General features: G+C 68.3%; 20 protein-coding genes. 15 read left to right on the forward strand and 5 right to left on the reverse strand.

Annotation, left to right across the window (positions count from 1 at the left end; all coding sequences use genetic code 11):
- The first annotated feature begins 365 nt into the window (after positions 1 to 365).
- Together asnB and ACFPUZ_RS01790 are read left to right on the forward strand one after the other, a co-directional pair.
- Positions 366 to 2,288 carry an asparagine synthase (glutamine-hydrolyzing) gene (gene asnB, locus ACFPUZ_RS01785; protein ID WP_376999287.1) on the forward strand — a complete coding sequence of 641 codons (1,923 nt, stop codon included), beginning with the start codon at positions 366 to 368 and terminating at the stop codon, positions 2,286 to 2,288.
- Positions 2,288 to 2,926, forward strand: coding sequence for a DUF1345 domain-containing protein (locus tag ACFPUZ_RS01790; protein WP_376999289.1), 639 nt, complete (start codon positions 2,288 to 2,290; stop codon positions 2,924 to 2,926). Before asnB ends, ACFPUZ_RS01790 begins: the two co-directional genes overlap by 1 nt.
- Positions 2,927 to 2,943: 17 nt before the next feature.
- On the opposite strand, the gene ACFPUZ_RS01795 is transcribed toward ACFPUZ_RS01790, so the two are convergent.
- Positions 2,944 to 3,288, reverse strand: a complete 345-nt coding sequence (locus ACFPUZ_RS01795) for a HesB/IscA family protein (RefSeq protein WP_376999290.1) — start codon at positions 3,286 to 3,288, stop codon at positions 2,944 to 2,946.
- Between the two features lie 143 nt (positions 3,289 to 3,431).
- Between ACFPUZ_RS01795 and ACFPUZ_RS01800 the strand changes: the two genes are divergently transcribed.
- Complete coding sequence (locus ACFPUZ_RS01800; RefSeq protein ID WP_376999292.1) at positions 3,432 to 4,121, forward strand: DUF3043 domain-containing protein; 690 nt, start codon at positions 3,432 to 3,434, stop codon at positions 4,119 to 4,121.
- 2 nt (positions 4,122 to 4,123) lie between these two features.
- Positions 4,124 to 5,104: a nicotinate-nucleotide--dimethylbenzimidazole phosphoribosyltransferase gene (locus ACFPUZ_RS01805; protein ID WP_376999294.1), complete on the forward strand. Its 981-nt coding sequence runs from the start codon at positions 4,124 to 4,126 to the stop codon at positions 5,102 to 5,104.
- Here the strand turns inward: ACFPUZ_RS01805 and ACFPUZ_RS01810 are convergent.
- Positions 5,101 to 6,207 carry a branched-chain amino acid aminotransferase gene (locus tag ACFPUZ_RS01810; protein WP_376999296.1) on the reverse strand — a complete coding sequence of 369 codons (1,107 nt, stop codon included), beginning with the start codon at positions 6,205 to 6,207 and terminating at the stop codon, positions 5,101 to 5,103. The two genes, ACFPUZ_RS01805 and ACFPUZ_RS01810, sit on opposite strands and share 4 nt — an antisense overlap.
- Positions 6,208 to 6,288: 81 nt before the next feature.
- Between ACFPUZ_RS01810 and ACFPUZ_RS01815 the strand changes: the two genes are divergently transcribed.
- The gene (locus ACFPUZ_RS01815; protein ID WP_376999298.1) at positions 6,289 to 7,767 is read left to right on the forward strand and encodes a leucyl aminopeptidase; all 1,479 of its coding nucleotides are present in this window, start codon (positions 6,289 to 6,291) and stop codon (positions 7,765 to 7,767) included.
- Positions 7,768 to 7,784: 17 nt separating this feature from the next.
- On the opposite strand, the gene ACFPUZ_RS01820 is transcribed toward ACFPUZ_RS01815, so the two are convergent.
- Positions 7,785 to 8,177 carry an oxidoreductase gene (locus tag ACFPUZ_RS01820; protein WP_376999300.1) on the reverse strand — a complete coding sequence of 131 codons (393 nt, stop codon included), beginning with the start codon at positions 8,175 to 8,177 and terminating at the stop codon, positions 7,785 to 7,787.
- Between the two features lie 105 nt (positions 8,178 to 8,282).
- Here ACFPUZ_RS01820 and sucB point away from each other — a divergent pair, with 105 nt between their 5' ends.
- From sucB to ACFPUZ_RS01860, 8 genes are all read left to right on the forward strand, one after another.
- Positions 8,283 to 10,424 carry a 2-oxoglutarate dehydrogenase, E2 component, dihydrolipoamide succinyltransferase gene (sucB, locus tag ACFPUZ_RS01825; RefSeq protein ID WP_376999302.1) on the forward strand — a complete coding sequence of 714 codons (2,142 nt, stop codon included), beginning with the start codon at positions 8,283 to 8,285 and terminating at the stop codon, positions 10,422 to 10,424.
- Positions 10,425 to 10,515: 91 nt separating this feature from the next.
- Positions 10,516 to 13,356 carry an aminomethyl-transferring glycine dehydrogenase gene (gcvP, locus tag ACFPUZ_RS01830; RefSeq protein WP_376999304.1) on the forward strand — a complete coding sequence of 947 codons (2,841 nt, stop codon included), beginning with the start codon at positions 10,516 to 10,518 and terminating at the stop codon, positions 13,354 to 13,356.
- On the forward strand, positions 13,357 to 14,460 hold the full coding sequence (gcvT, locus tag ACFPUZ_RS01835; RefSeq protein ID WP_376999306.1) for a glycine cleavage system aminomethyltransferase GcvT: 1,104 nt from the start codon (positions 13,357 to 13,359) through the stop codon (positions 14,458 to 14,460).
- A 33-nt stretch (positions 14,461 to 14,493) separates the two neighbouring features.
- Positions 14,494 to 14,880 carry a glycine cleavage system protein GcvH gene (gene gcvH, locus ACFPUZ_RS01840; protein WP_376999308.1) on the forward strand — a complete coding sequence of 129 codons (387 nt, stop codon included), beginning with the start codon at positions 14,494 to 14,496 and terminating at the stop codon, positions 14,878 to 14,880.
- Positions 14,880 to 15,626, forward strand: coding sequence for a lipoyl(octanoyl) transferase LipB (gene lipB, locus ACFPUZ_RS01845; protein WP_376999310.1), 747 nt, complete (start codon positions 14,880 to 14,882; stop codon positions 15,624 to 15,626). The genes gcvH and lipB overlap by 1 nt, the downstream gene beginning before the upstream one ends.
- Before the next feature lie 43 nt (positions 15,627 to 15,669).
- Entirely contained in the window at positions 15,670 to 16,713 is a 1,044-nt protein-coding gene (gene lipA, locus ACFPUZ_RS01850; RefSeq protein ID WP_376999312.1) for a lipoyl synthase, read from the forward strand.
- Between the two features lie 33 nt (positions 16,714 to 16,746).
- Complete coding sequence (locus ACFPUZ_RS01855) at positions 16,747 to 17,535, forward strand: DUF4191 domain-containing protein (protein ID WP_376999314.1); 789 nt, start codon at positions 16,747 to 16,749, stop codon at positions 17,533 to 17,535.
- 91 nt (positions 17,536 to 17,626) lie between these two features.
- Positions 17,627 to 19,246, forward strand: coding sequence for an aspartate:alanine exchanger family transporter (locus ACFPUZ_RS01860; RefSeq protein ID WP_376999316.1), 1,620 nt, complete (start codon positions 17,627 to 17,629; stop codon positions 19,244 to 19,246).
- A gap of 5 nt (positions 19,247 to 19,251) precedes the next feature.
- Here the strand turns inward: ACFPUZ_RS01860 and ACFPUZ_RS01865 are convergent, their stop codons facing one another.
- The gene (locus ACFPUZ_RS01865; RefSeq protein ID WP_376999318.1) at positions 19,252 to 19,728 is read right to left on the reverse strand and encodes an RDD family protein; all 477 of its coding nucleotides are present in this window, start codon (positions 19,726 to 19,728) and stop codon (positions 19,252 to 19,254) included.
- 179 nt (positions 19,729 to 19,907) lie between these two features.
- Between ACFPUZ_RS01865 and glnA the strand changes: the two genes are divergently transcribed.
- Positions 19,908 to 21,344 carry a type I glutamate--ammonia ligase gene (gene glnA / locus ACFPUZ_RS01870; RefSeq protein WP_376999319.1) on the forward strand — a complete coding sequence of 479 codons (1,437 nt, stop codon included), beginning with the start codon at positions 19,908 to 19,910 and terminating at the stop codon, positions 21,342 to 21,344.
- A gap of 145 nt (positions 21,345 to 21,489) precedes the next feature.
- On the forward strand, positions 21,490 to 21,879 hold the full coding sequence (locus ACFPUZ_RS01875) for a hypothetical protein (RefSeq protein WP_376999320.1): 390 nt from the start codon (positions 21,490 to 21,492) through the stop codon (positions 21,877 to 21,879).
- 3 nt (positions 21,880 to 21,882) lie between these two features.
- On the opposite strand, the gene ACFPUZ_RS01880 is transcribed toward ACFPUZ_RS01875, so the two are convergent.
- Entirely contained in the window at positions 21,883 to 22,446 is a 564-nt protein-coding gene (locus ACFPUZ_RS01880) for an NADPH-dependent FMN reductase (protein WP_376999321.1), read from the reverse strand.
- Between the last annotated feature and the right edge of the window lie 17 nt (positions 22,447 to 22,463).

Here is a 22,463-nt window from a genome sequence, read left to right on the forward strand (position 1 = left end):
TTCCTGATACTGCAGGATAGTTCATTCACGGCGGTTATCCACGCTGTTTCCATCCTGTAGCCCAGCTGCGGATGCGACCAGTGTTCCTCGAAGTACCCCGGATGTTACAGCCCATGTGCAGTAACCCGCGAATGTTGCCCCACCCGGCACTTCTGGGGTGTAACCCAATTCACAATCCGCAGGTCCGGGCATCATCCGAAAGTATCCACCCGTAAGTGGACCCTTTTCACCCCCTGGGTTCCCCACCCACCATTCCGGCAATCGAACAGCCCCCGCCTGTTTGCCCGTGCCGGTGTCGCTCTCGGCCGCCCCGCGCCGTATCGTAGGACCGACTACACCCGTTATATAGAGGAGAACATTTCCACATGTGCGGTTTTCTTGGCATGCTCACGGCCGACGGTTCGGCCGGCTCTTTCGTCGACGCAGTGACCCGGGCGTTGCCGTGCATGCGCCACCGCGGCCCCGATGACGCGGGCACCTGGCACGACGCGGACGTCGTGTTCGGTTTCAACCGCCTCTCCATCGTCGACCTCGAGCACTCCCACCAGCCCCTGGTGTGGGGCCCGGAGGACAACCCGGACCGCTATGCGCTCATCTTCAACGGCGAGATCTACAACTACGTCGAGCTCCGTGAGGAGCTCAGCGCCGCCGGGCACGAATTCCGTACCCAGGGCGACTCGGAGACCATCGTCGTCGGCTACCACCACTGGGGTGAGGACGTCGTCGAGCACCTGCGGGGCATGTTCGCCTTCGTCATCTGGGACACCCAGGAGAAGGTGCTCTTCGTCGCCCGCGACCAGTTCGGCATCAAGCCGCTCTACTACGCCACCACGGCGGCCGGCACGGTGTTTTCCTCGGAGAAGAAGTCCATCCTGGACATGGCCCCGGAGCTGGGTCTCGGCCTGGAGCTTGACCGCCGGGCCATCGAGCATTACGTCGACCTCCAGTACGTCCCGGAGCCGGAGTCCCTCCACACGGAGATCCGCCGCCTGGAATCGGGTTGCACCGCCACGCTGCGTGCGGGCGAGACCGTGGAGGCCAAGCGCTACTTCAAGCCGCGCTTCGAGGTCACCCCGGTGCCCAAGGGTAAGGAGCAGGATCTCTTCGACCGCATTGCGCGCGCCCTGGAGGACAGCGTCGAGAAGCACATGCGCGCCGACGTCACGGTGGGCTCCTTCCTCTCCGGCGGTATCGATTCGACCGCCATCGCCACCCTGGCCAAGCGCCACAACCCCAACCTGCTGACCTTCACCACCGGTTTCGAGCGGGAGGGCTACTCCGAGGTCGACGTCGCGGCGGAGTCCGCGGCCGCGATCGGGGTGGAGCACATCGTCAAGGTCGTCTCCCCCGAGGAGTACGCCGCGGCCATCCCGAAGATCATGTGGTACCTCGATGATCCGGTCGCCGATCCCTCCCTGGTGCCCCTCTACTTCGTCGCGCAGGAGGCCCGCAAGCACGTCAAGGTCGTGCTGTCCGGCGAGGGCGCGGACGAGCTCTTCGGCGGCTACACCATCTACAAGGAGCCGCTGTCGCTGGCCGGTTTCGAGAAGGTCCCCACCCCGTTGCGCCGCGGCCTCGGCCGCCTGTCCCGGGTGCTGCCGGACGGCATGAAGGGCAAGTCCCTCCTCGAGCGCGGTTCGATGACGATGGAGGAGCGCTATTACGGCAACGCCCGTTCCTTCAACTTCGAGCAGTTGCAGCGGGTGCTGCCCTGGGCGAAGGAGGAGTGGGACCACAAGGAGGTCACCGCCCCGATCTACGCCGAGTCCCGGCACATGGATCCGGTGGCGCGGATGCAGCACCTCGACCTGTTCACCTGGATGCGCGGTGACATCCTGGTCAAGGCCGACAAGATCAACATGGCCAACTCCCTCGAGCTGCGCGTGCCCTTCCTGGACAAGGAGGTCTTCGAGGTGGCGCAGACCATCCCGCACGACCTCAAGATCGCCGGGGGCACCACCAAGTACGCCCTGCGGAAGGCCATGGAGCAGATTGTTCCGCCGCATGTCCTGCACCGCCGGAAGCTGGGCTTCCCGGTGCCCATGCGCCACTGGCTGGCCGGCGACGAGCTCTTCGGCTGGGCGCAGGACACCATCAACGAGTCGCAGACCGATGACATCTTCGACCGCGCCGCCGTGCTCGAGATGCTCAAGGAGCACCGCGACGGCGTCTCCGACCACTCCCGCCGCCTGTGGACGGTGCTGGCGTTCATGGTGTGGCACGGCATCTTCATTGAGAACCGGATCGACCCGGGGATCGAGGAGAAGGACTACCCGGTCGACATCTGATGCGCACCGCCCGCCAGGAGGCCCGCCACCGGGCCGTCATCATGGTGCTCGTGGGAGTGTCGGTGACGGTCCTCGTCTCGCTGCTCAGCGGGTGGTGGCGCGGCCCCGCCATGGGCTGGGGCGCCGCCGCACTCACGTACGACATCGCCGTGTGGGCCTCCATCGCCCGGATGTCCCCCTCCCGGACGGCCGATCACGCCGGCGGCGAGGTCCCCTCCCCCGCCGCGCGGGCGTTCCTGCTCAACTCCGCGACGATTCTCTCGTTGGTCACCGTCGCGCTGCTGCTTATCGACGCCACCACCACCCACGGCCTCGAGCGCGCCCTGCTGGGCCTGCTCGGCCTGGGCACCGTCGCGGCCAGTTGGCTGCTGGTGCACACCGTGTTCACCCTGCACTACGCAGCCCAGTATTACAGCGCGCAGCCGCCGGGCGGGGTGAGCTTCAACCAGGAGGAACCCCCGGCGTACGTCGATTTCGCCTACCTGGCGTTCTCACTGGGCATGACGTACCAGGTCTCCGACACCGCGATCTCCTCCCGGCAGATCAGGACGTCGGCACTCATCCATTCCTTCTACGCCTTCATCTTCGCCACCGCCATCACAGCGACGACCATCAACCTGGTGGTCTCGCTGTTCTGAGGTGGCGCGGCCGCGGCCTAGTTGAAGGAGTCGCCGCAGGCGCAGGCGCCGCCGGCGTTGGGGTTGTCGATGGTGAAGCCCTGGGACTCGATGGTGTCCGCGAAGTCGATCTTCGCGCCGCTGAGGTAGGGGACGCTCATCTTGTCCACGACGAGGCGGACCCCGCCGATCTCCTCGACCTTGTCACCGTCGAGGTCACGATCGTCGAAGTAGAGCTGGTAGCGCAGCCCGGCGCAGCCACCCGGCTGGACGGCGATGCGCAGAGCCAGGTCATCGCGGCCCTCCTGGTCGAGGAGCGCCTTGGCCTTGGCGGCGGCGGCGTCGGTGAGGATGACGCCGGTGCTGGATGCGGGAGCGGTCATGGTCTGGATCTCCTTGCGTGTGCGAGCTAAGTTACGGGCCCACCATACTCGTCGCCCGAGAATGGGTGCGCCTACCCATTCCCAACGCGGCGACCCAGACCCGTATTCCCGCTGCACCGCATCGGCCTTGTAGCCTGGGAGCCGTGAAACTCCCCTGGCAGAAATCCGAAGAACCGTCCCCGGTCGAGGCCTCCGCGACCCCGGAGCCCGCGCCCGCCGAGGATCCCCGCCCGCGCGGTTACACCGCACCCAAGGGCCGCCCCACCCCGAAGCGCAAGGAGGTGGAGATCGAGCGCGGCGTCATCCGTGACCGTCAGGCCCCCCGCTCCCAGGCGCAGGCGAGCGCCCGGCGCAAGGAACTGAAGAAGTCCATGTCCAAGGAGGAGTGGAAGGCCTACAAGGCCAAGGAGCGCACGGAGCACCGCCAGCAGCAGAGGGAGGTGCAGAAGGCGATGGACTCCGGCGACGAGCGTTACCTGCTCCCCCGCGACCAGGGCGTCGAGCGCCGTTTCATCCGCGACTGGGTGGATTCCCGCCGCTTCATCAACAACTGGGTGCTGCCGGTGGCGCTGGGCCTGCTGGTGATCATGTTCATCGGCACGTTCGCGCCGACCTTCGCCAACATCATGTCGCTCATCGCCATGGCCCTCATGGTCGTCTTCTTCATCGAGGGCGTGTGGGCCGGTTCCGCCGCGAACAAGGCGGTCCGCGAGAAGTTCCCCGACACCACCGCCACCGGCCTGGGTCTGGGCTTCTACACCTACTCCCGCATGACGCAGCCGCGGAAGTGGCGTTCGCCGAAGCCGCGCGTCGCGGTCGGCGATAAGGTGTAGGCATGCTTGCCGCCCCCGCCCCGCTCACCGCTCCCGACGCCGCCTCCGCGGAGGCCGCTCTGCAGGCCTCCGAGTCGGCGGGCACCGGGCGCCTCCGGGATCTCGGCGCCTGGGTCGCCGCCTGTCAGGGGATTTTCCCCCCGCGGCCTGTGGAGCGCTGCCGGGTGATCGTGTTCGCCGGTGATCACGGCGTCGCGCAGCGGGGCATGTCGCTCCTTGCTCCCGGGCACTCCGTCGCGCGCGCGCAGGAGATCGAGCAGGGCGCGGCGGTGGTCAATGTGCTGGCCCGGGCCACGGGGGCGTCGGTACGCGTCGTGGACATCTCCCTCGACCACGAGGCCTGGGGCGAGGAACGGGTGGCGCGCTCCTCCGGGGCCGTCGACGTCGAGGACGCCATGGACGCCGAGCAGTTCGCGCGCGCCGTGGAGATCGGGCGCCGGGTCGCGGACCAGGAGATCGATTCAGGCGTTGACCTGCTCATTCCGGGAGATCTCGGGGTGGGCGGCACCACCGTCGCGGCCGCCGTCCTCGGGGCGTTCACGGGCACGGAACCGGTGGCCGTCGTCGGCCCGGGGGCCGGCACCACCGACGAGCTGTGGAAGATCAAGGTCGAGGCCATCCGGGACGCGATGTTCCGCGTCCGCGGGCTCAGCGACGACCCGGAGGAGGTCCTGCGCCGCATCGGCTCGCCGGACCTGGTGGCTCTGGTCGGTTTCATCGCCCAGGCCGCCGCGCGCCGGACTCCCCTGCTTATCGACGGCGCCCCCGTCGCCGTCGCCGCCTACCTGGCGGAACGTTTCTCCCCCGGCGTCCGTGCCTGGTGCCAGGCCGGGCAGCTGACCCCGGAGCCCGCGCACCTCATCGCGCTGCAGGCTCTCGAGCTCACGCCCCTGCTGGCCCTGGACATGAACGCCGGGCAGGGCACGGGCGCGCTGGCGGCGCTCCCGCTGGTGCAGGCCGCCGCCGGGCTGCTGGCTGATTAGGCCGTAACCAGGGTGTGCACCCACCCGTGGCGGTCCTCGTACTCGCCGCGCTGGATGTGGGTGAGTCGCTCGCGCATCGCCATGGTGATCTCGCCGGGCTGGTTGCCGTTGATCTCGAACTCCCCGTCGTTGGACAGGACCCGCCCGACCGGGGTGATGACGGCGGCGGTGCCGCAGGCCAGGGTCTCGGTCATGGCACCGGAGGCGACGTCGTCGCGCCACTCGTACTTGGAGATCTTGCGCTCCTCCGTCTCGTAGCCGAGATCGCGGGCGACCTGCAGGAGGGAATCACGGGTGACGCCGGCCAGCAGGGATCCGGAAAGTTCCGGGGTGACGATGCGGGCATCCGCACCCGAGCCGTACACGAAGAAGAGGTTCATGCCGCCCATCTCTTCGATGTAGGTGTGCTCGATGGCGTCGAGCCACACGACCTGGTCGCAGCCCTTCTCCTCGGCCTGCGCCTGCGCGAGCAGGGAGGCGGCGTAGTTGCCCGCGAACTTCGCGGCGCCGGTGCCGCCCGGGGCGGCGCGGACGTAGTCCTCGCTCAGCCACACGGAGACGGGCTTGACGCCACCGGTGAAGTAGGCGCCGACGGGCGAGGCGATGACGAAGAAGGTGTACTTGTTCGCGGGGCTCACGCCGAGGGAAACTTCAGTGGAGATCATGAAGGGTCGTAGGTAGAGGCTGGCCTCGCCGCCGGCGGCGGGGACCCAGTCCCGGTCGACGTCGACAAGCAGGCGGATCGCTTCGAGGAAGTCGGCGGTGGGGAGCGGCGGCATCGCCATGCGCTCGGCGGAACGCTGCATGCGCTCGGCGTTGCGCTCGGGGCGGAAGGTGGCGATGGAACCGTCCGGCTGCCGGTAGGCCTTGATGCCCTCGAAGATCGCCTGTCCGTAATGGAACACGGTGGTGGCCGGGTCCATGGGGATCGCCTCGTAGGGGCGCACGCGCGCGTCGTGCCAGCCCTTCTCCTCGGTCCACTCGATGGTGACCATGTGATCGGTGAAGTTCTTGCCGAACCGCGGATTCCCCAGAATCTCCCCGCGCACCTCGTCGGACGTCGGGGTGCTCGTGCGGTTGACGGTGAAATTGAGAGACGTCATGTCGACAACGCTACACCGACACCTCAGTGGTGATCTCTATAAGCTGGATGCATCCCCACGCCACAAACAGGAGGAATATCCATGGCCAAGCCCACCTTCACCCTGCCGGCCCGCGGCACCATCCCCGCCGTCGAGTTGGCGAAGAAGGCCCCCAAGAAGACCGACGCGCTGCTGGTGCCGCTGCTCAGCGGCGAGGACGGCCCGGAGCTGCCCACGTCGACCCTGCTTGACGACGCCGCCTCCCGCCAGGTCCTCGCCCACCTCAGCGCCGTCGGGGCGAAGGGCAAGGCCAACGAGATCACCCGCGTCCCCTTCGGGGACAGCTCCGTCATCGCCGTCGGCCTGGGCGACCCGGAGGAGCTCGACGACGAGACCGTGCGCCGCGCCGCCGGCAGCGCCGCCCGCGCCCTCAAGGGCCTGGGTACCGTCGCCACCTCACTCGGCGTCTTCGGGCTCGCCCCGGCCGTCGAGGGCCTCATCCTCGGCGCGTACCACTACCGCGGGATCCGGAGCGAGGAGGAGGAGAACGGCGGCGTCGATAAGGTCGTGTTCGTCGACGGCGACAAGAAGGCCTTCCAGACCGCCGTGACCACCGCGGAGGCCGTCGCCTTCGCCCGCGACCTGGTCAACACCCCCTCCTCCCACCTCTACCCCGAGTCCTACGCCGCCGTGCTTGCCGACGCCGCCCGCGAGGCCGGCGTCAAGGTCGAGGTCCTCGACGAGCAGGACCTGGAGAAGCAGGGCTTCGGCGGCATCCTCGCCGTCGGCCGCGGCTCCGCCCGCCCCCCGCGCCTGGTGCGCCTGACCTGGGCGCCGAAGAAGGCGAAGAAGAGCGTCGCGCTGGTGGGCAAGGGCATCACCTTCGACACCGGCGGCATCTCGCTCAAGCCCGGCGCGAACATGGAGAACATGATCTCCGACATGGGTGGTTCCGCCGCCGTCGCCGCCACCGTCCTCGCCGCCGCGCAGCTCAACCTGCCGGTGCGCATCACCGCCACTCTGCCGCTGGCGGAGAACATGCCCGACGGCCTGGCCACCCGCCCCGGCGACGTGATCACCCACTACGGCGGCATCACCTCCGAGATCATCAACACCGACGCCGAGGGCCGCATCGTGCTGGCCGACGCCCTCGCGCGCGCCTGCGAGGACAACCCCGACTACCTCCTCGAGGTGGCCACCCTCACCGGCGCCCAGATGATCGCCCTGGGCACCCGCACCACCGGAGTCATGGGTTCCGAGGACCTGCGCGACCGAGTCGCCGCCGTCGGCCGTTCCATCGGCGAGCCCGCCTGGGCCATGCCGCTGCTCGAGGAGCACGAGGAGACCATCAAGTCCCCCACCGCCGACATCCGCAACGTGGACAACACCCGCTGGGGCGGCATGGAGTACGCGGGCCTGTACCTGTCGAAGTTCATCACCGAGGGCACCGAATGGGCCCACCTCGACATCGCCGGGCCGTCCTTCAACTCCGGCTCCGTCCACGGCTACACCCCGAAGCGCGCCACCGGCGTCCCGGTGCGCACCTTCCTGGCGCTGCTGGTGGAGATCGCCGGAGAGTGAGGCGACCGCCGGGTCACCTAGTCCGGCAGCTCGCCCCGCTCGAAGGCGGCGCGGCGGCGCTTCTGCTCCTCACGCTTGCGCAGGATCCGCTCGCGTTCGATCCTTTCGCGCATGCGTTGGGGGTACCCGGTCTCCTCCACGTCGAAGATGGGCACTCCGAGGAGTTTCTGCAGGGCGTCGATGCCCTTGGGGCCGCCGATGCGGCGGCGGGTGAAGTCGCCGTGTTCGTCGACAAGCACGACGGACATCTCGTTGACCACCGTCTCCGGCTCGACATAGGCCTCGACGAAGGCCTTGCCCCGGCACCAGGTGCGGAGGTGCTCGGCATCCTCCGCGCGGATGGTCTCACCTGGTGCGCGTGGGGGTCTCAGCCCGGACCGGGACTTGTTGCGGCCGAATAGATTGAACACGCTTTACAATTGTAGGGGCACTGGTCACCCGGCCGTACAAACCCCGGTACGCTTGGGCCTATTAGCTATCGATCAACAAACGACTTTCGAGGAGTCAGAAACACTATGGCGTTCTCCGTAGAGATGCCCGAACTGGGCGAATCCGTTACCGAAGGCACCATCACCCAGTGGTTGAAGCAGGTCGGTGACCGCGTCGAGGTCGACGAGCCGCTGCTCGAGGTCTCCACCGACAAGGTCGACACCGAGATCCCCTCCCCCCAGGCCGGCGTGCTGCTGGAGATCAAGGCCGAGGAGGATGACACCGTGGATGTCGGTGCCGTCATCGCCATCATCGGCGAGGAGGGCGAGGCAGGCGCTGAGTCCGACTCCGCCGACGACGCTGAGGCTGACGCTGAGGCTGACGCTGAGGTCGAGGCTGAGGAAGAGGTGGAGGAGGCTCCCAAGGAGGAGAAGAAGTCCGCCCCGAAGTCCTCCGGCCAGGCCACCGACGTGGAGATGCCGGAGCTGGGCGAGTCCGTCACCGAGGGCACCATCACCCAGTGGCTCAAGCAGGTCGGCGACACCGTCGAGGTCGATGAGCCGCTGCTCGAGGTCTCCACCGACAAGGTCGACACCGAGATCCCCTCCCCCGTCGCGGGCACCATCATCGAAATCCTCGCCGACGAGGACGACACCGTCGACGTCGGCGCCGTCATCGTCCGCATCGGTGACGCCGACGCAGCAGCCGGCGACAGCGGCAGTGACAGCGACGACGAGGATGAGGACGTCCCCTCCGAGGAGGCCATCGAGGAGGCGGAGTCCAAGGACGAGAACGAGACCGTCGAGGACGCTGCCGAGGCCGATGAGGACGCCGACGAGGACGTCTCCGGCGACTCCACCGACGTCGAGATGCCCGAGCTGGGCGAGTCCGTCACCGAGGGCACCATCACCCAGTGGCTCAAGCAGGTCGGCGACACCGTCGAGGTCGACGAGCCGCTGCTCGAGGTCTCCACCGACAAGGTCGACACCGAGATCCCCTCCCCCGTCGCCGGCACCCTGCTGGAGATCCTCGCTGACGAGGACGACACCGTCGACGTCGGCGCCGTCATCGCCCGCGTCGGTTCCGGTTCCCCGAAGAAGGCCGCCCAGAAGGACGCCCGGGACGAGGACAAGAAGGACACCGACAAGGCGCAGGCCGAGGCTGAGAAGCTCGCCGCGGAGAACGAGAAGGAAGAGGCTCCGAAGCCGGAGCCGAAGAAGGAGGAGCCCAAGAAGGAGGCTCCGAAGCAGGAGGCTCCGAAGGCCGAGAAGGCTGAGAAGTCCTCCAACGCCGACGTCCCCTACGTCACCCCGCTGGTGCGCAAGCTCGCCGACAAGCACGGCGTCGACCTCACCACGGTGACGGGCACGGGCGTGGGCGGCCGTATCCGTAAGCAGGATGTCCTGGCTGCCGCCGAGGGCGGCGCGGATGTCAAGGCCGATGCCGCGGTCGAGGAGTCGGCCCGCTCCAACTGGTCCACCAAGTCCGTGGATCCGGAGAAGGCCGAGCTCATCGGCACGACCCAGAAGGTCAACCGCATCCGCGAGATCACGGCGAAGACGATGCTGGAGTCCCTGCGGAACTCCGCGCAGCTCACTCACGTGCAGGAGGTCGACATGACCCGCGTCGCGGAGCTGCGCAAGGAGGTCAAGGAGGCGTTCGTGTCCAAGCACGGCGCGAACCCGACCTACCTGGTCTTCATCGTCAAGGCCGTGGCGGAGGCGCTGGTCTCCCACCCGAACGTCAACGCGTCCTACAACGCGGAGACCAAGGAGATGACCTACCACGCGGACGTCAACATTGGCATCGCCGTGGACACCCCGCAGGGCCTGCTGGTGCCGGTGCTGAAGAAGGCGCAGGATCTGTCCCTGGCGGAGATCGCCGCCGGGATCGCCGATCTCGCCGAGCGTGCCCGCAACCGCAAGCTGCGCCCGGACGATCTGTCCGGCGGCACCTTCACGGTGAGCAACATCGGTTCCGAGGGCGCGCTGCTGGACACCCCGGTGCTCAGCCCGCCGCAGGCCGGCATCCTGGGTACCGCGGCCATCGAGAAGCGCCCGGTGGTGGTCACCGACGACGGCGTCGACTCGATCGCCATCCGCCAGATGTGCTACCTGCCGTTCACCTACGACCACCAGGTCGTCGACGGTGCCGATGCAGGCCGCTTCGTCACCACCATCAAGGACCGCCTGGAGACCGCCAACTTCCAGTCGGATCTCGAGCTCTAGTCTCGTCCTGAGAACAACCGTCACCCCGCCGGGGTGGCGGTTTTTCTTATACTTGGGGTCATCCGATCCGCTACCGAGGAGTCGTTCCCGCATGACCCTGCCACCGATCACTGACCCGGCGTCCTACCTGGCGCGACACACCGGTCCGGACGAGGCCGAGGAGCGGGTGATGCTGGAGTCGCTGGGCTACGGCTCCCTCGACGAGCTTCTCGACGCCGCCCTCCCCGCCGACATCCGCCTCGACGAACTCCCCGCGCGGGAGGCGCTCAGCGAGACGCAGGCCCAGGCCCGGCTGCGTGACTACGCCGAGCGCAACACCGTGCTGCGCGCCTTCTACGGGCAGGGCTTCTCGGACACGATCACCCCGCCGGTGATCCGTCGCAACGTGGTGGAGAATCCGGGCTGGTACACCGCGTACACGCCGTATCAGCCGGAGATCTCCCAGGGGCGCCTCGAGGCGCTGCTCAATTTCCAGACGATGGTCTCCGAGCTCACCGGGCTGCCCGTGGCCAACGCCTCGCTTCTCGACGAAGCCTCCGCCACCGCCGAAGCCATCGGGCTCATGTCCCGCGCCCGCAAGAAGGGGCGCGGCGTGGTGCTCGACGAGCGCCTGCACCCGCAGGTGCTCGCGGTGGCGGCCGAGCGGGCCCGGGCCATCGACCTGGAGGTGACCGTCGCGGACCTCTCGCAGGAGCTGGTGGGCGAGGACTACTGCGGGGTGGTCATCGCCTACCCCGGCACGGAGGGTGACATCAGTGATCCCCGCCCGGTCATCGCGGCCATCCAGGAACGCGGCGGCCTGGCGACGGTGGTCACCGACCTGATGGCGCTCATGCTCATCGAGTCCCCGGGCGAGCTGGGGGCGGACATCGCGGTCGGCTCCTCGCAGCGCTTCGGCGTCCCGCTGTTCTACGGCGGCCCGCACGCGGCGTTCATGGCGGTCTCGGATGCCCTCAAGCGGCAGATCCCCGGTCGTCTGGTCGGCGTCTCCGTTGACGCGGAGGGCGCACCCGCCTACCGCCTGGCGCTGCAGACCCGGGAACAGCACATCCGCCGGGAACGGGCGACCTCGAACATCTGCACCGCGCAGGCCCTGCTGGCCGTCACCGCCTCCATGTACGCCGTCTACCACGGCCCGGAGGGGTTGCGGAGGATCGCGCAGCGCATCCACGACCTGGCCTGTGACTTCGCGGCCTCCGTGCCGCAGGTCAGGCACCGGGCCTTCTTCGACACCGTCGCAGTGGAGGTGGCGGACGCCCACGCGGTCGTCGAGAAGCTCGCGGAACACGGCTACCTCGTGCGCCCGATCAGCGACACCCTGGTCGGGGTGAGTTTCGGTGAGTCGGCGACGGAGGGGGACGTCGAGAAGCTCGTGGCGGCCTTCGGGGGCACGCCCGCCGCGGGCGCATCCGACCTGGCCGTGCCCCGGCAGACCCCGGCGCTGACGCACGAGATCTTCACGTCGATCCACTCGGAGACGCAGATGCTGCGCTACCTGCGGCAGCTGGCGGACAAGGATCTGGCGCTCGACCGCACGATGATCCCGCTGGGGTCGTGCACGATGAAGCTCAACCCGACGGCCGGGATGGAGACGATCACGTGGCCGGAGTTCGCGGGCATCCACCCCTTCGCGCCCGCCGAGCAGGCCCGCGGCTGGCTCGATCTCATCGCGGAGCTCGAGGGTTGGCTGGCCGAGCTCACCGGCTACGCGCAGGTGTCGGTGCAGCCCAACGCCGGCTCGCAGGGGGAACTCGCCGGACTGCTGGCGATCCGCCGCTACCACGTGGCGAAGGGCGACGGGGAGCGCGACATCTGCCTGGTCCCGGCCTCGGCGCACGGCACGAATGCGGCCTCCGCCACGCTCGCGCACCTGCGGGTGGTGGTGGTCGCCACCGCGGACGACGGCTCCATCGACCTCGCCGACCTCGACGCCCAGCTGGCGGAGCACGGTCCCCGGGTGGCGGCGATCATGATCACCTACCCCTCCACACACGGCGTCTTCGAGGACACGGTGCGGCAGGTGTGCGACAAGGTCCACGCCGTCGGCGGGCAGGTCTACATCGACGGCGCAAACATGAACGCGCTCACCGGGCTGGCGCAGCCGGGCCAGTTCGGCGGCGACGTCTCCCACCTCAACCTGCACAAGACCTTCACCATCCCGCACGGGGGCGGCGGCCCGGGCGTGGGCCCGGTATGCGTGGCGGAGCATCTCGTCCCCTTCCTGCCCTCCGACCCGACGCTTCTCGACGCCGCCTCCCCCGCCGCCGTCGGCACCGGCGTGCCGATCTCGGCCACCCGCCACGGCTCCGCGGGCGTGCTGCCCATCTCCTGGGCGTACATCGCCATGATGGGCACCGCCGGGCTGGCCCGCGCCAGTGCGGGCGCCATCCTGTCCGCGAACTACGTGGCCCGCGCGCTGGAGGACAGCTTCCCCACCCTATACACGGGCCGCAACGGGCTGGTCGCGCACGAGTGCATCCTCGATATCCGCCCGCTGACCGCGCAGTCTGGGGTCACCGCAGCGGACGTGGCCAAACGCCTCATCGACTTCGGCTTCCACGCCCCCACCCTCGCCTTCCCCGTCGCCGGGACCCTCATGGTCGAGCCGACCGAGTCGGAGGACCTCGCCGAGCTGGACCGCTTCATCGAGGCTATGCGCACCATCCGCGCGGAGATCGACGAGATCATCGACGGCCGCGTCGCCTACGAGGAATCCGTCCTCCACCACGCCCCCTACACCGCGTGGAGCGTGTCCCGGGACGAGTGGGATCATCCCTTCACCCGCGAGCAGGCCGCCTGGCCGGTGCCCGCGCTGCGCCGCACCAAGTACTTCCCGCCGGTCCGCCGCCTCAACGAGGCCTACGGCGACCGCAATCTCGTCTGCTCCTGCCCGCCGCCGGCGGCCTTCGACGTCACCTCCGAGGAGAACTAAGTGTCCGATCTGCGCCACAGCCCCCTGCACGAGCGCCACCTCGACCTCGGCGCCACCTTCACCCCCTTCGGCCCGTGGACGATGCCGCTGAAGTACGACAACGAGCTCGCCGAGCACCGCGCCGTCCGCTCTACCGCCGGCCTTTTCGACCTCTCCCACATGGGTCAGATCCGGGTGCGCGGCCCGCAGGCGGGCGAGTTCCTCGACCACGCCCTCATCTCCACCTTGTCATCGATCCCGGTGAGCAAGGCAAAGTACTCCATGATCGTCGACGAGGACGGCGGCATTCTCGACGACCTCATCTCCTACCGCCTGGCCGAGGACGAGTTCCTCGTGGTGCCCAACGCCGGCAACACCGCCGTGGTGTGGGAGAAGTTCCGGGAGCGCGCCGCGGAGTTCGACGTCGAGCTGACCGATGAATCCCTCGGCACCGCCCTCATCGCGGTGCAGGGCCCGCGCGCCGAGCAGATCATCGCCGACCTCGTCGCCGGGGATGACGAAACCGTGGTCCGCGGCATGAAGTACTACGCGGCCGCCCCGCTCACCATCGCCGGAGTGGATGTCCTGCTGGCCCGCACCGGCTACACCGGCGAGGACGGCTACGAGCTCTACCTGCCCAACGCCGCGGCCGAGGAGCTGTGGGACGCCCTGCTCAATGCCGGGTCCGCCTACGACATGCTGCCCGCCGGCCTGGCCGCCCGCGACTCCCTCCGCCTCGAGGCCGGGATGCCGCTCTACGGCCAGGAACTGGGCACCGACATCACCCCGGTGGAGGCCGGGATGGCCCGCGCCTTCGCCACCAAGGAGGCGGACTTCGTCGGCCGGGAGGCACTGGTAGGCCGGGAACCCGCCTCCGCCATCGTCGGCCTGCGGGGCCTGGGGCGACGCGCCGCCCGCGAAGGTGCGGAGGTCTTCCGGGAGGGTGAGAAGGTCGGCGTGGTCACCTCCGGGCAGCCCTCCCCGACCCTCGGCCACCCCATCGCCCTGGCCCGCCTGCACCCGGAGTTCTCCGCGCCCGGCCTGAGCCTCGAGGTGGACATCCGCGGCAAGCGGCACCCCGTCGAGACGGTCGCGCTGCCCTTCTACCGACGCCCCGAGCGCTAACATCGACCCCACACCCCCACGGAAGGCACACCCATGAGCACCCTGCCCGAGCACTTCTCCTACTCCGCGGACCACGAGTGGATCGACGCCACCGCCCCCGCCGCGGGTGACACCGTCAAGGTCGGCATCACCTCGGTGGCCGCCGACCGCCTCGGCGAGGTCGTCTTCGCCGAGCTGCCTGCGGTCGGCGACACCGTCACCGCCGGCGAGCCCTGCGGCGAGGTCGAATCCACCAAGTCCGTCTCCGACCTCTTCGCCCCGGTCACCGGCACCGTCACGGCCGTCAACGACGCCGTGCACGAGGACTACGCCATCATCAACTCCGACCCCTTCGGCGCCGGCTGGCTCTTCCAGGTCGAGGTCACCGAGGTCGGCCCGCTCATGACCGCCGCCGAGTACGCAGAGGCCAGCGGCGTCTGATGACAGCCCCCCGCAAGCCCTTCTTCCCCGCCGAGCGCTCCATCCGCGCCACCGCCGCGCCCCTGGAGATCCGCCACCTCGGCGTGGTCGACTACCAGGAGGCCTGGGATCTGCAGGCCGCGTTGGCGGCGCAGCGCGCGGCGGAGGAGATCGGCGACCAGATCCTCCTCCTCGAGCACCCCAGCGTCTACACCGCCGGGAAGCGCACACAGCCTAGCGATCGCCCGACCAACGGCCTGCCCGTCGTCGACGTCGACCGTGGCGGCCGCATCACGTGGCACGGGGAGGGCCAGCTCGTCGCGTATCCGATCATCCGTCTGGCGGAGCCGGTGGACGTCGTCGACTATGTCCGCCGGCTCGAGGAGGCGGTGATTGCGACGGTGCGGGAGGTGGGCGTCGATAAGGCGGGGCGTATCGACGGCCGCTCCGGCGTCTGGGTCCCCGCCGACGAGCAGCGGGGCGACCGGAAGGTCGCGGCGCTGGGCATCCGCGTCACCCGCGGGGTGACGATGCACGGCCTCAGCCTCAACTGCTCCAACACGCTCGAGCATTACGGGCACATCGTGGCCTGCGGCATCGACGACGCCGACGTGACCACCCTCAGCCTCGAGCTGGGGCGCGAGGTCACCGTCGGAGAGGTCACCGACCCGCTTATCGACGCCCTCACCGCCGCCCTCGCCGGCGAGCTCGCCGTCTCCGACCACACCTTCGGCTCGGCGCCCGATCCGACGAAGATCAGCCGCTGACCTGCTTGTTACCGCCTATCAATAGAAAGAGTATGGTGGCGGTGTGACTATCGCACCTGAAGGACGCAAGCTGCTCCGCGTGGAGAAGCGCAACGCGCAGACCCCCATCGAGAGCAAGCCCCGTTGGATCCGCAACGCGGTGAAGACCGGGCCCGAGTACGAGGACATGAAGAAGAAGGTCGCCGGGGCCTCCCTGCACACGGTGTGCCAGGAGGCCGGTTGCCCCAACATCCACGAATGCTGGGAATCCCGGGAGGCCACCTTCCTCATCGGCGGCGCCAACTGTTCGCGCCGCTGCGACTTCTGCCAGATCAACTCCGCCAAGCCGGAGCCGCTGGACCGCGATGAGCCGCGGCGTGTGGCCGAGTCCGTCCGCGAGATGGGCCTCAATTACTCCACCATCACCGGCGTCACCCGCGACGACCTCGAGGATGAAGGCGCCTGGCTCTACGCCGAGGTCGTCCGCCAGATCCACGAGCTCAACCCGCACACCGGCGTGGAGAACCTCGTCCCCGACTTCTCCGGGCGCCCCGAGCTGCTGGAGCAGGTCTTCGAGTCCCGCCCCGAGGTCTTCGCCCACAACGTGGAGACGGTGCCGCGCATCTTCAAGCGCATCCGCCCCGCCTTCCGCTACGAGCGCTCCCTCGACGTCCTCCGTCAGGCGCGGGACTACGGGCTGATCACCAAGTCCAACCTCATCCTCGGCATGGGCGAGACGGTCGAGGAGATCCGCGAGGCCCTCACCGACCTGCACAGCGCCGGCTGCGACATCATCACCATCACCCAGTACCTGCGCCCCGGCCCGATGTACCACCCCATCGACCGCTGGGTGAAGCCGGAGGAGTTCGTCGAGCACAAGGACTTCGCCGAGGAGCTCGGTTTCGGCGCCGTCATGTCCGGCCCGCTCGTGCGCTCCTCCTACCGCGCCGGCCGCCTCTACTCCCAGGCCATGGCCGCCCGCGGACGCGAGATCCCCGAGCACCTCCAGCACCTGGCGGAGACCTCGCAGGGCTCCACCGACCAGGAGGCGACGACCCTGCTGGCCAAGTACGGCCCCTCGCAGGACACACCGGTCACCTCCCGTTAGGCAGCCGCAATCCCCTGACCTAAGGTAGAGGCCATGGCAGACGACAAGCAGAAGGCGGCAGTGAAGGCCGCGAAGGCAGAGGCCCGTGCCGCCAAGCGCGCGAAGAGCAAGGAGACCCGCTCGCAGCTGTGGCAGGCCTTCAACCTCCAGCGCAAGCAGGACAAGCTGCTCATCCCGCTCATGGTCCTGTCCGTCGTGGGTGTGGCCGCCCTGTTCTTCCTCATCGGCCTCGCCTGGGGCGGCCAGTGGTTCATGCTCATCCTCGGCCTCGGCCTGGGTGCGGTGCTGGCGATGTACCTCTTCTCCCGTCGTCTGCAGACCTCGATGTATGACCGCATCGGCGACCAGCCTGGCGCTGCCGGGTGGGCGCTGGACAACCTGCGCAACACCGTGGGCATCGTGTGGCACACCAAGCAGGGTGTGGCCATGAACCGGACCTTGTCGGCCATCGTCCACCGCGTGGTGGGCAACCCGGGTGTGGTCCTCGTCGCCGAGGGCAGCCCGAGCGCCGCGAAGACCCTGGTCAACGAGCAGAAGCGTCGCCTGGACCGCCTCGCCGGCGATGTCCCGGTGTACGAGATGTTCGTCGGCGACGGCGAGGGCCAGGTGCCGCTGAAGAACCTGCAGCGCGAGCTGCTCAAGCTGCCGCGCAACTACCGCAAGAACGAGGTCTACGCAGTCAACGCGAAGATCGAGGCGATGGACACCATCGGTTCCTCGCAGCCGGGCGCCGGCCTGCCGAAGGGTCCGCTGCCCAAGGGCGGCAACCTCTCCGGCATGAACCGCCGCATGCGTCGCGCCAACGAGCGCCGCGGAAAGTAAGCTTCCGCCACCTCCCGCACGTCCCGTGCTCCCTCTCACAGGGAGTCCGGGACGTGCGGCCTTTTCAGGATGGGTCTGGCACGATGAGTGAGTGAGCATCTTCGTGGAGAATCCCCTTCTCGCCCTCCTGGTCATCATGGCGGTGGGTCTGTTCCTCGGCCGCCTCGAAATCTTCGGTTTCCGCCTCGGCGTCGCTGCCGTCCTCTTCGTCGGTCTCCTCATGGCGGCCATCGAGCCGGAGATCCATATTCCCCCGCTCATCTACATCGTCGGCCTCGCCCTGTTCGTCTACACGATCGGCCTGGAGTCGGGGCACGATTTCTTCGCCACCTTCCGCTCCAAGGGGCTGCGGAACAACACCCTCGCCATCGGCGTGTTCGTCATCATCACGGCCGCCGCCTACGGGCTCGTGCGGCTGCTGGGTATCAACCCGGTCACCGGTGCCGGCATGTTCACCGGCGCGCTGACCAACACCCCGGCCATGGCGGCCGTCGTGGATGCGCTGCCCGCGCTCATCACGGACACCGCCGAGTACCGCGCCGTGGAGGCCCTGCCCCTGGTCGCCTACTCCCTCGCCTACCCGCTGGGCGTCATCGTGGTCATCATCGCCATCGCCGTGCTGGGCAAGGTCTTCCGCATCGACCACCAGCAGGAGGCCATCGACCACGGGGTGGCCGTCCACGAGCTCTACACCCGCCGCATCCTCGTGCAGCGCGATGACCTGCAGGCGATCGCCGATCTCCCGGAGGACCTGGGCCTCGAGGTCATCGTCTCCCGCCTGGAGCGCGCCGGCGAGCAGCGCCTGCCCGGCAACGGGGCCTGGGCGAAGCCGGGCGACGTGCTCTCCGTCGTGGGCACCGCCGAGGAGCTCGACCGCGCGGCCGTGCTCATCGGCGAGGCCCTGCCCGGCGACCCCTTCCACGGCCACGACCTGGATTACCGCCGCATCTTCGTGTCCAACAATGATCTCGTGGGCATCCCGCTGGAGAAGTTGCGCCCGCAGCTCTCGGGGATGCTCATCACCCGCGTGCGGCGCGGCGACCATGACATGGTGGCCACCCCGGAGACGATCCTGCAGCTCGGCGACCGCGTGCGGGTCGTCGCCGCGTACGAGCGCATGGGCAAGGTCACCCGCCTGTTCGGCGATTCTTATCGACGCCTCTCGGACGTCAACCTTCTCCCCCTCGTCATCGGCCTCGTCATCGGCGTGGCCGTGGGCATGATCGCCGTACCCCTGCCGGGTGGCGCCTCCCTCAAGCTGGGCACCGCGGGCGGACCGCTGGTCGTGGCGCTCATCCTCGGTGCTCTCGGGCGTTCCGGGCGCGTCGTGTGGCAGGTGCCCTATGGTGCGAACCTGGCGCTGCGCCAGCTGGGTATCACGCTCTTCCTCGCGGCGATCGGCACGACGGCGGGAGCCGGATTTCGCTCCGCGCTCTCCGATCCGACGTCCCTGACCATCATCGGCGTCGGCGCGCTGATCACGCTGCTCATCTCCGTGCTGGTGCTCGTCATCGGACACAAGGTGATGAAGCTGTCCTTCGGCGAGACGGCCGGCATCCTGGCCGGCATGCAGACCCACCCGGCCGTGCTGTCCTATGTCTCGGACGTGACCAAGAACGATCTCCCGGCGATGGGCTACACCTCGGTGTACCCCGTGTCGATGGTGGCGAAGATCCTCGCGGCGCAGGTGCTGTTGTTCCTCCTGCTCTAGCCTGTTTAGCCGCGGATGACGGAGGTGCCGGTGGCGCGGTCGTGCAGACCGCGGCCGTCGGAATCGACCATGGCGGCCGGGAGGATGAGTCCGGTGAGCAGCGTACGGACCACCGCGCGCCAGAGGCCGACCTTGGCGCCCCCGACGTCGACACGCGCGACGCCCATGCCGAGCAGCATGTGGCCCGGGGTGCGGGCGAAGAGCCACCCGAAGACGATGCCGAGGATGACCCAGAAGATGTAGACCACTGTGCCGGTGGAGCCCAGGGCGTCGGAGTAGTTGGTGAAGACGATTGCCAGACCGAGGCAGAGGAACCAGTCGATGAGCACTCCCCCGGCGCGACGGGCGACGGAGGCGAGCGAGCCGGGGCCCTTTTCCGGGAGGCCGAGTTTCTCGCCGGGGTAACGTCCGGGTGCGAAGGGATCGTCGTGTTCTCCGGGGATCTGGGGGCCGTCGAGCCAGCTGCGCTTGGGATTCGCCATACTGTTGACCTTAGCCGGGGGCCCGGGGGCAGCGGAAATGTGTTTCCTGCGCCGCCACTATTGATAGATCGACAGATAATAGTTTAGAATGGTCGACAGGTAATCGAGCGCAGGTACCCCCACCTGTAGACTGGCCGAGATACCGAACGACCGAGAGCGTCAACAATCAAGGAGTCATCGTGGCCTTCAACACGATCGAAGATGTCGTCAAGTTCATCAAGGACGAGAACGTCGAGTTCGTCGACGTCCGTTTCACGGATGTCCCGGGAAGTGAGCAGCACTTCACCATCCCGGCCTCCATGTTCGACGAGGAAGCCGCCGAGGAGGGGCTGGCCTTCGACGGTTCCTCCATCCGCGGCTTCACCACCATCGACGAATCCGACATGAACCTCCTCCCGGACCTCGCCACCGCGAAGCTCGACCCCTTCCGCGAGGCCAAGACGCTCAACATCAAGTTCTTCGTCCACGACCCCTTCACCCGCGAGCCCTTCTCCCGCGACCCCCGCAACGTCGCCCGCAAGGCCGAGGAGTACCTGGCCTCCACCGGCATCGCCGACACCTGCTTCTTCGGCGCCGAGGCCGAGTTCTACCTCTTCGACTCCGTCCGCTTCGAGACCGGGACCAACCTCGGCTTCTACGAGGTCGACTCCGATGAAGGCTGGTGGAACCGCGGCAGCGACGAGCGTCTCGACGGCCAGCGCAACCTCGGCTACACCACCCGCGTGAAGGGCGGCTACTTCCCGGTCCCGCCCTACGACCAGACCGTGGACATCCGCGACGAGATGGTCCGCCACCTGGCCAACTCCGGCTACCACATCGAACGCTTCCACCACGAGGTGGGCACCGGCGGCCAGCAGGAAATCAACTACCGCTTCAACACCCTCCTCCACGCGGCCGATGACCTGCAGTCCTTCAAGTACATCGTGAAGAACACCGCCTTCCAGAACGGCAAGACCGCCACCTTCATGCCCAAGCCCCTGGCCGGCGACAACGGCTCCGGCATGCACGCGCACCAGTCCCTGTGGAAGGACGGCGAGCCGCTCTTCCACGACGAGTCCGGCTACGCAGGCCTGTCCGACATCGCCCGCTACTACATCGGTGGCATCCTCCACCACGCCGGCGCCGTCCTGGCCTTCACCAACCCGACGCTCAACTCCTACCACCGCCTGGTCCCGGGCTTCGAGGCCCCGATCAACCTCGTGTACTCCCAGCGCAACCGCTCCGCCGCCGTGCGCATCCCGATCACCGGCTCCAACCCCAAGGCCAAGCGCATCGAGTTCCGCGCCCCGGACCCGTCCGGCAACCCCTACCTCGGCTTCGCCGCGATGATGCTCGCCGGCCTCGACGGCGTGAAGAACCGCATCGAGCCGCACGCTCCGGTGGACAAGGACCTCTACGAGCTCCCGCCGGAGGAGGCCGCCTCCATCCCGCAGGCCCCCACCTCCCTCGAGGCCTCCCTCGAGGCCCTGCAGGAGGACATGGACTTCCTCACCGAGGGCGACGTGTTCACCGAGGACCTCATCGACACCTACATCAAGCTCAAGTACGACAACGAGATCGCGCCGGCCCGTCTGCGCCCGACCCCGCTCGAGTTCGAGATGTACTACGACTGCTAGTACGTTCCGAAGTTTTGTGACCTGCACCGATATCTTCGGTGCAGGTCACAGTTTTTTCCAGCTCCCGTGTTCGATGAAGAACCAGGACATGTCAGCCCCTGCCGATAGCTTTCCTTTCAGTACCCGTTCCTGAAAGGAAGACTCCATGTCTGCTCCCCTCCCCCGTCCCCGTCCGACCCTGGCCAGCAAGGGCTGGATCTGGGCACTCGCCGTGCTGCTTTTTGCAGCGATTTGTCTGGGTGCCATGGTCGCCTGGGCGCAGCACAGGGAGGGAAGGATTGTGGCCGCGGCGACCGAGGCGTGTCAGGAATCGATCACGGAGTACGCGAAGTACCCGGGCGGCGTGTCCTTCCCCCATGACATGGAGTTCACCCCGGGCAAGACGGACCGTGAGATTCTGACGAGCGAGGGGACGGTCGACTTCCCCAACGGATGGGGCACCCCGGTCAGGCATGACTACACGTGCCTCGCCATCGTCAAAGGCCCCGACGACGTGATCCCCCTCGCTGTCGTCGAGGCCCGTGACCGGGATTAGCTTTTAGGCGTCGACGGCGACGGCGGTGCGCTCGAGGGCGTCGACAAGCTCGTCGGCGACGGCGTGGAGCATGTCGGCGCCGCGCTCACCCGGGGTGAAGACGTAGTCGGGGAAGAATTCGCCGAAGGCGAACTGGGCGTCGGCGGCGAGGTTGATCATGCCGACGCGCTCGGTGATGTCGCGCCAGTGCTTGACGGCGCCGCCACCGCCGCCACCGCCGTAGGCGAGGTAGCCGACCGGCTTGTTCTTCCACTCGATGTGGAGCTGGTCGTAGGCGTTCTTCATCATGGCCGGGACGGAGGCGTTGTGCTCGGCGGTGACGAAGAGGTAGCCGTCGAAGCCGGCGATGAGCTGGGACCAGGCAGTCGTCTTCGGATCCTCGTAGACGCCCTGGGCCATGCCCGGGAGGACCTCGGCGGTGAGCGGGTCGATGTCCTGCTCGAGGAGGTCGACGATCTCGTAGGTGTGGCCGTCGTTGCGGGCCTCGAGCTGCTCGAGGGCCCACTCGCCGATGGTGCGGGCGTAGCGGCCCTGGCGGACGGATCCGAGGAATACTGCGATCTTCATGAACTTTCCCTTTCGTT

The organism is Corynebacterium nasicanis (assembly GCF_042658165.1).
Taxonomy (GTDB): domain Bacteria; phylum Actinomycetota; class Actinomycetes; order Mycobacteriales; family Mycobacteriaceae; genus Corynebacterium; species Corynebacterium nasicanis.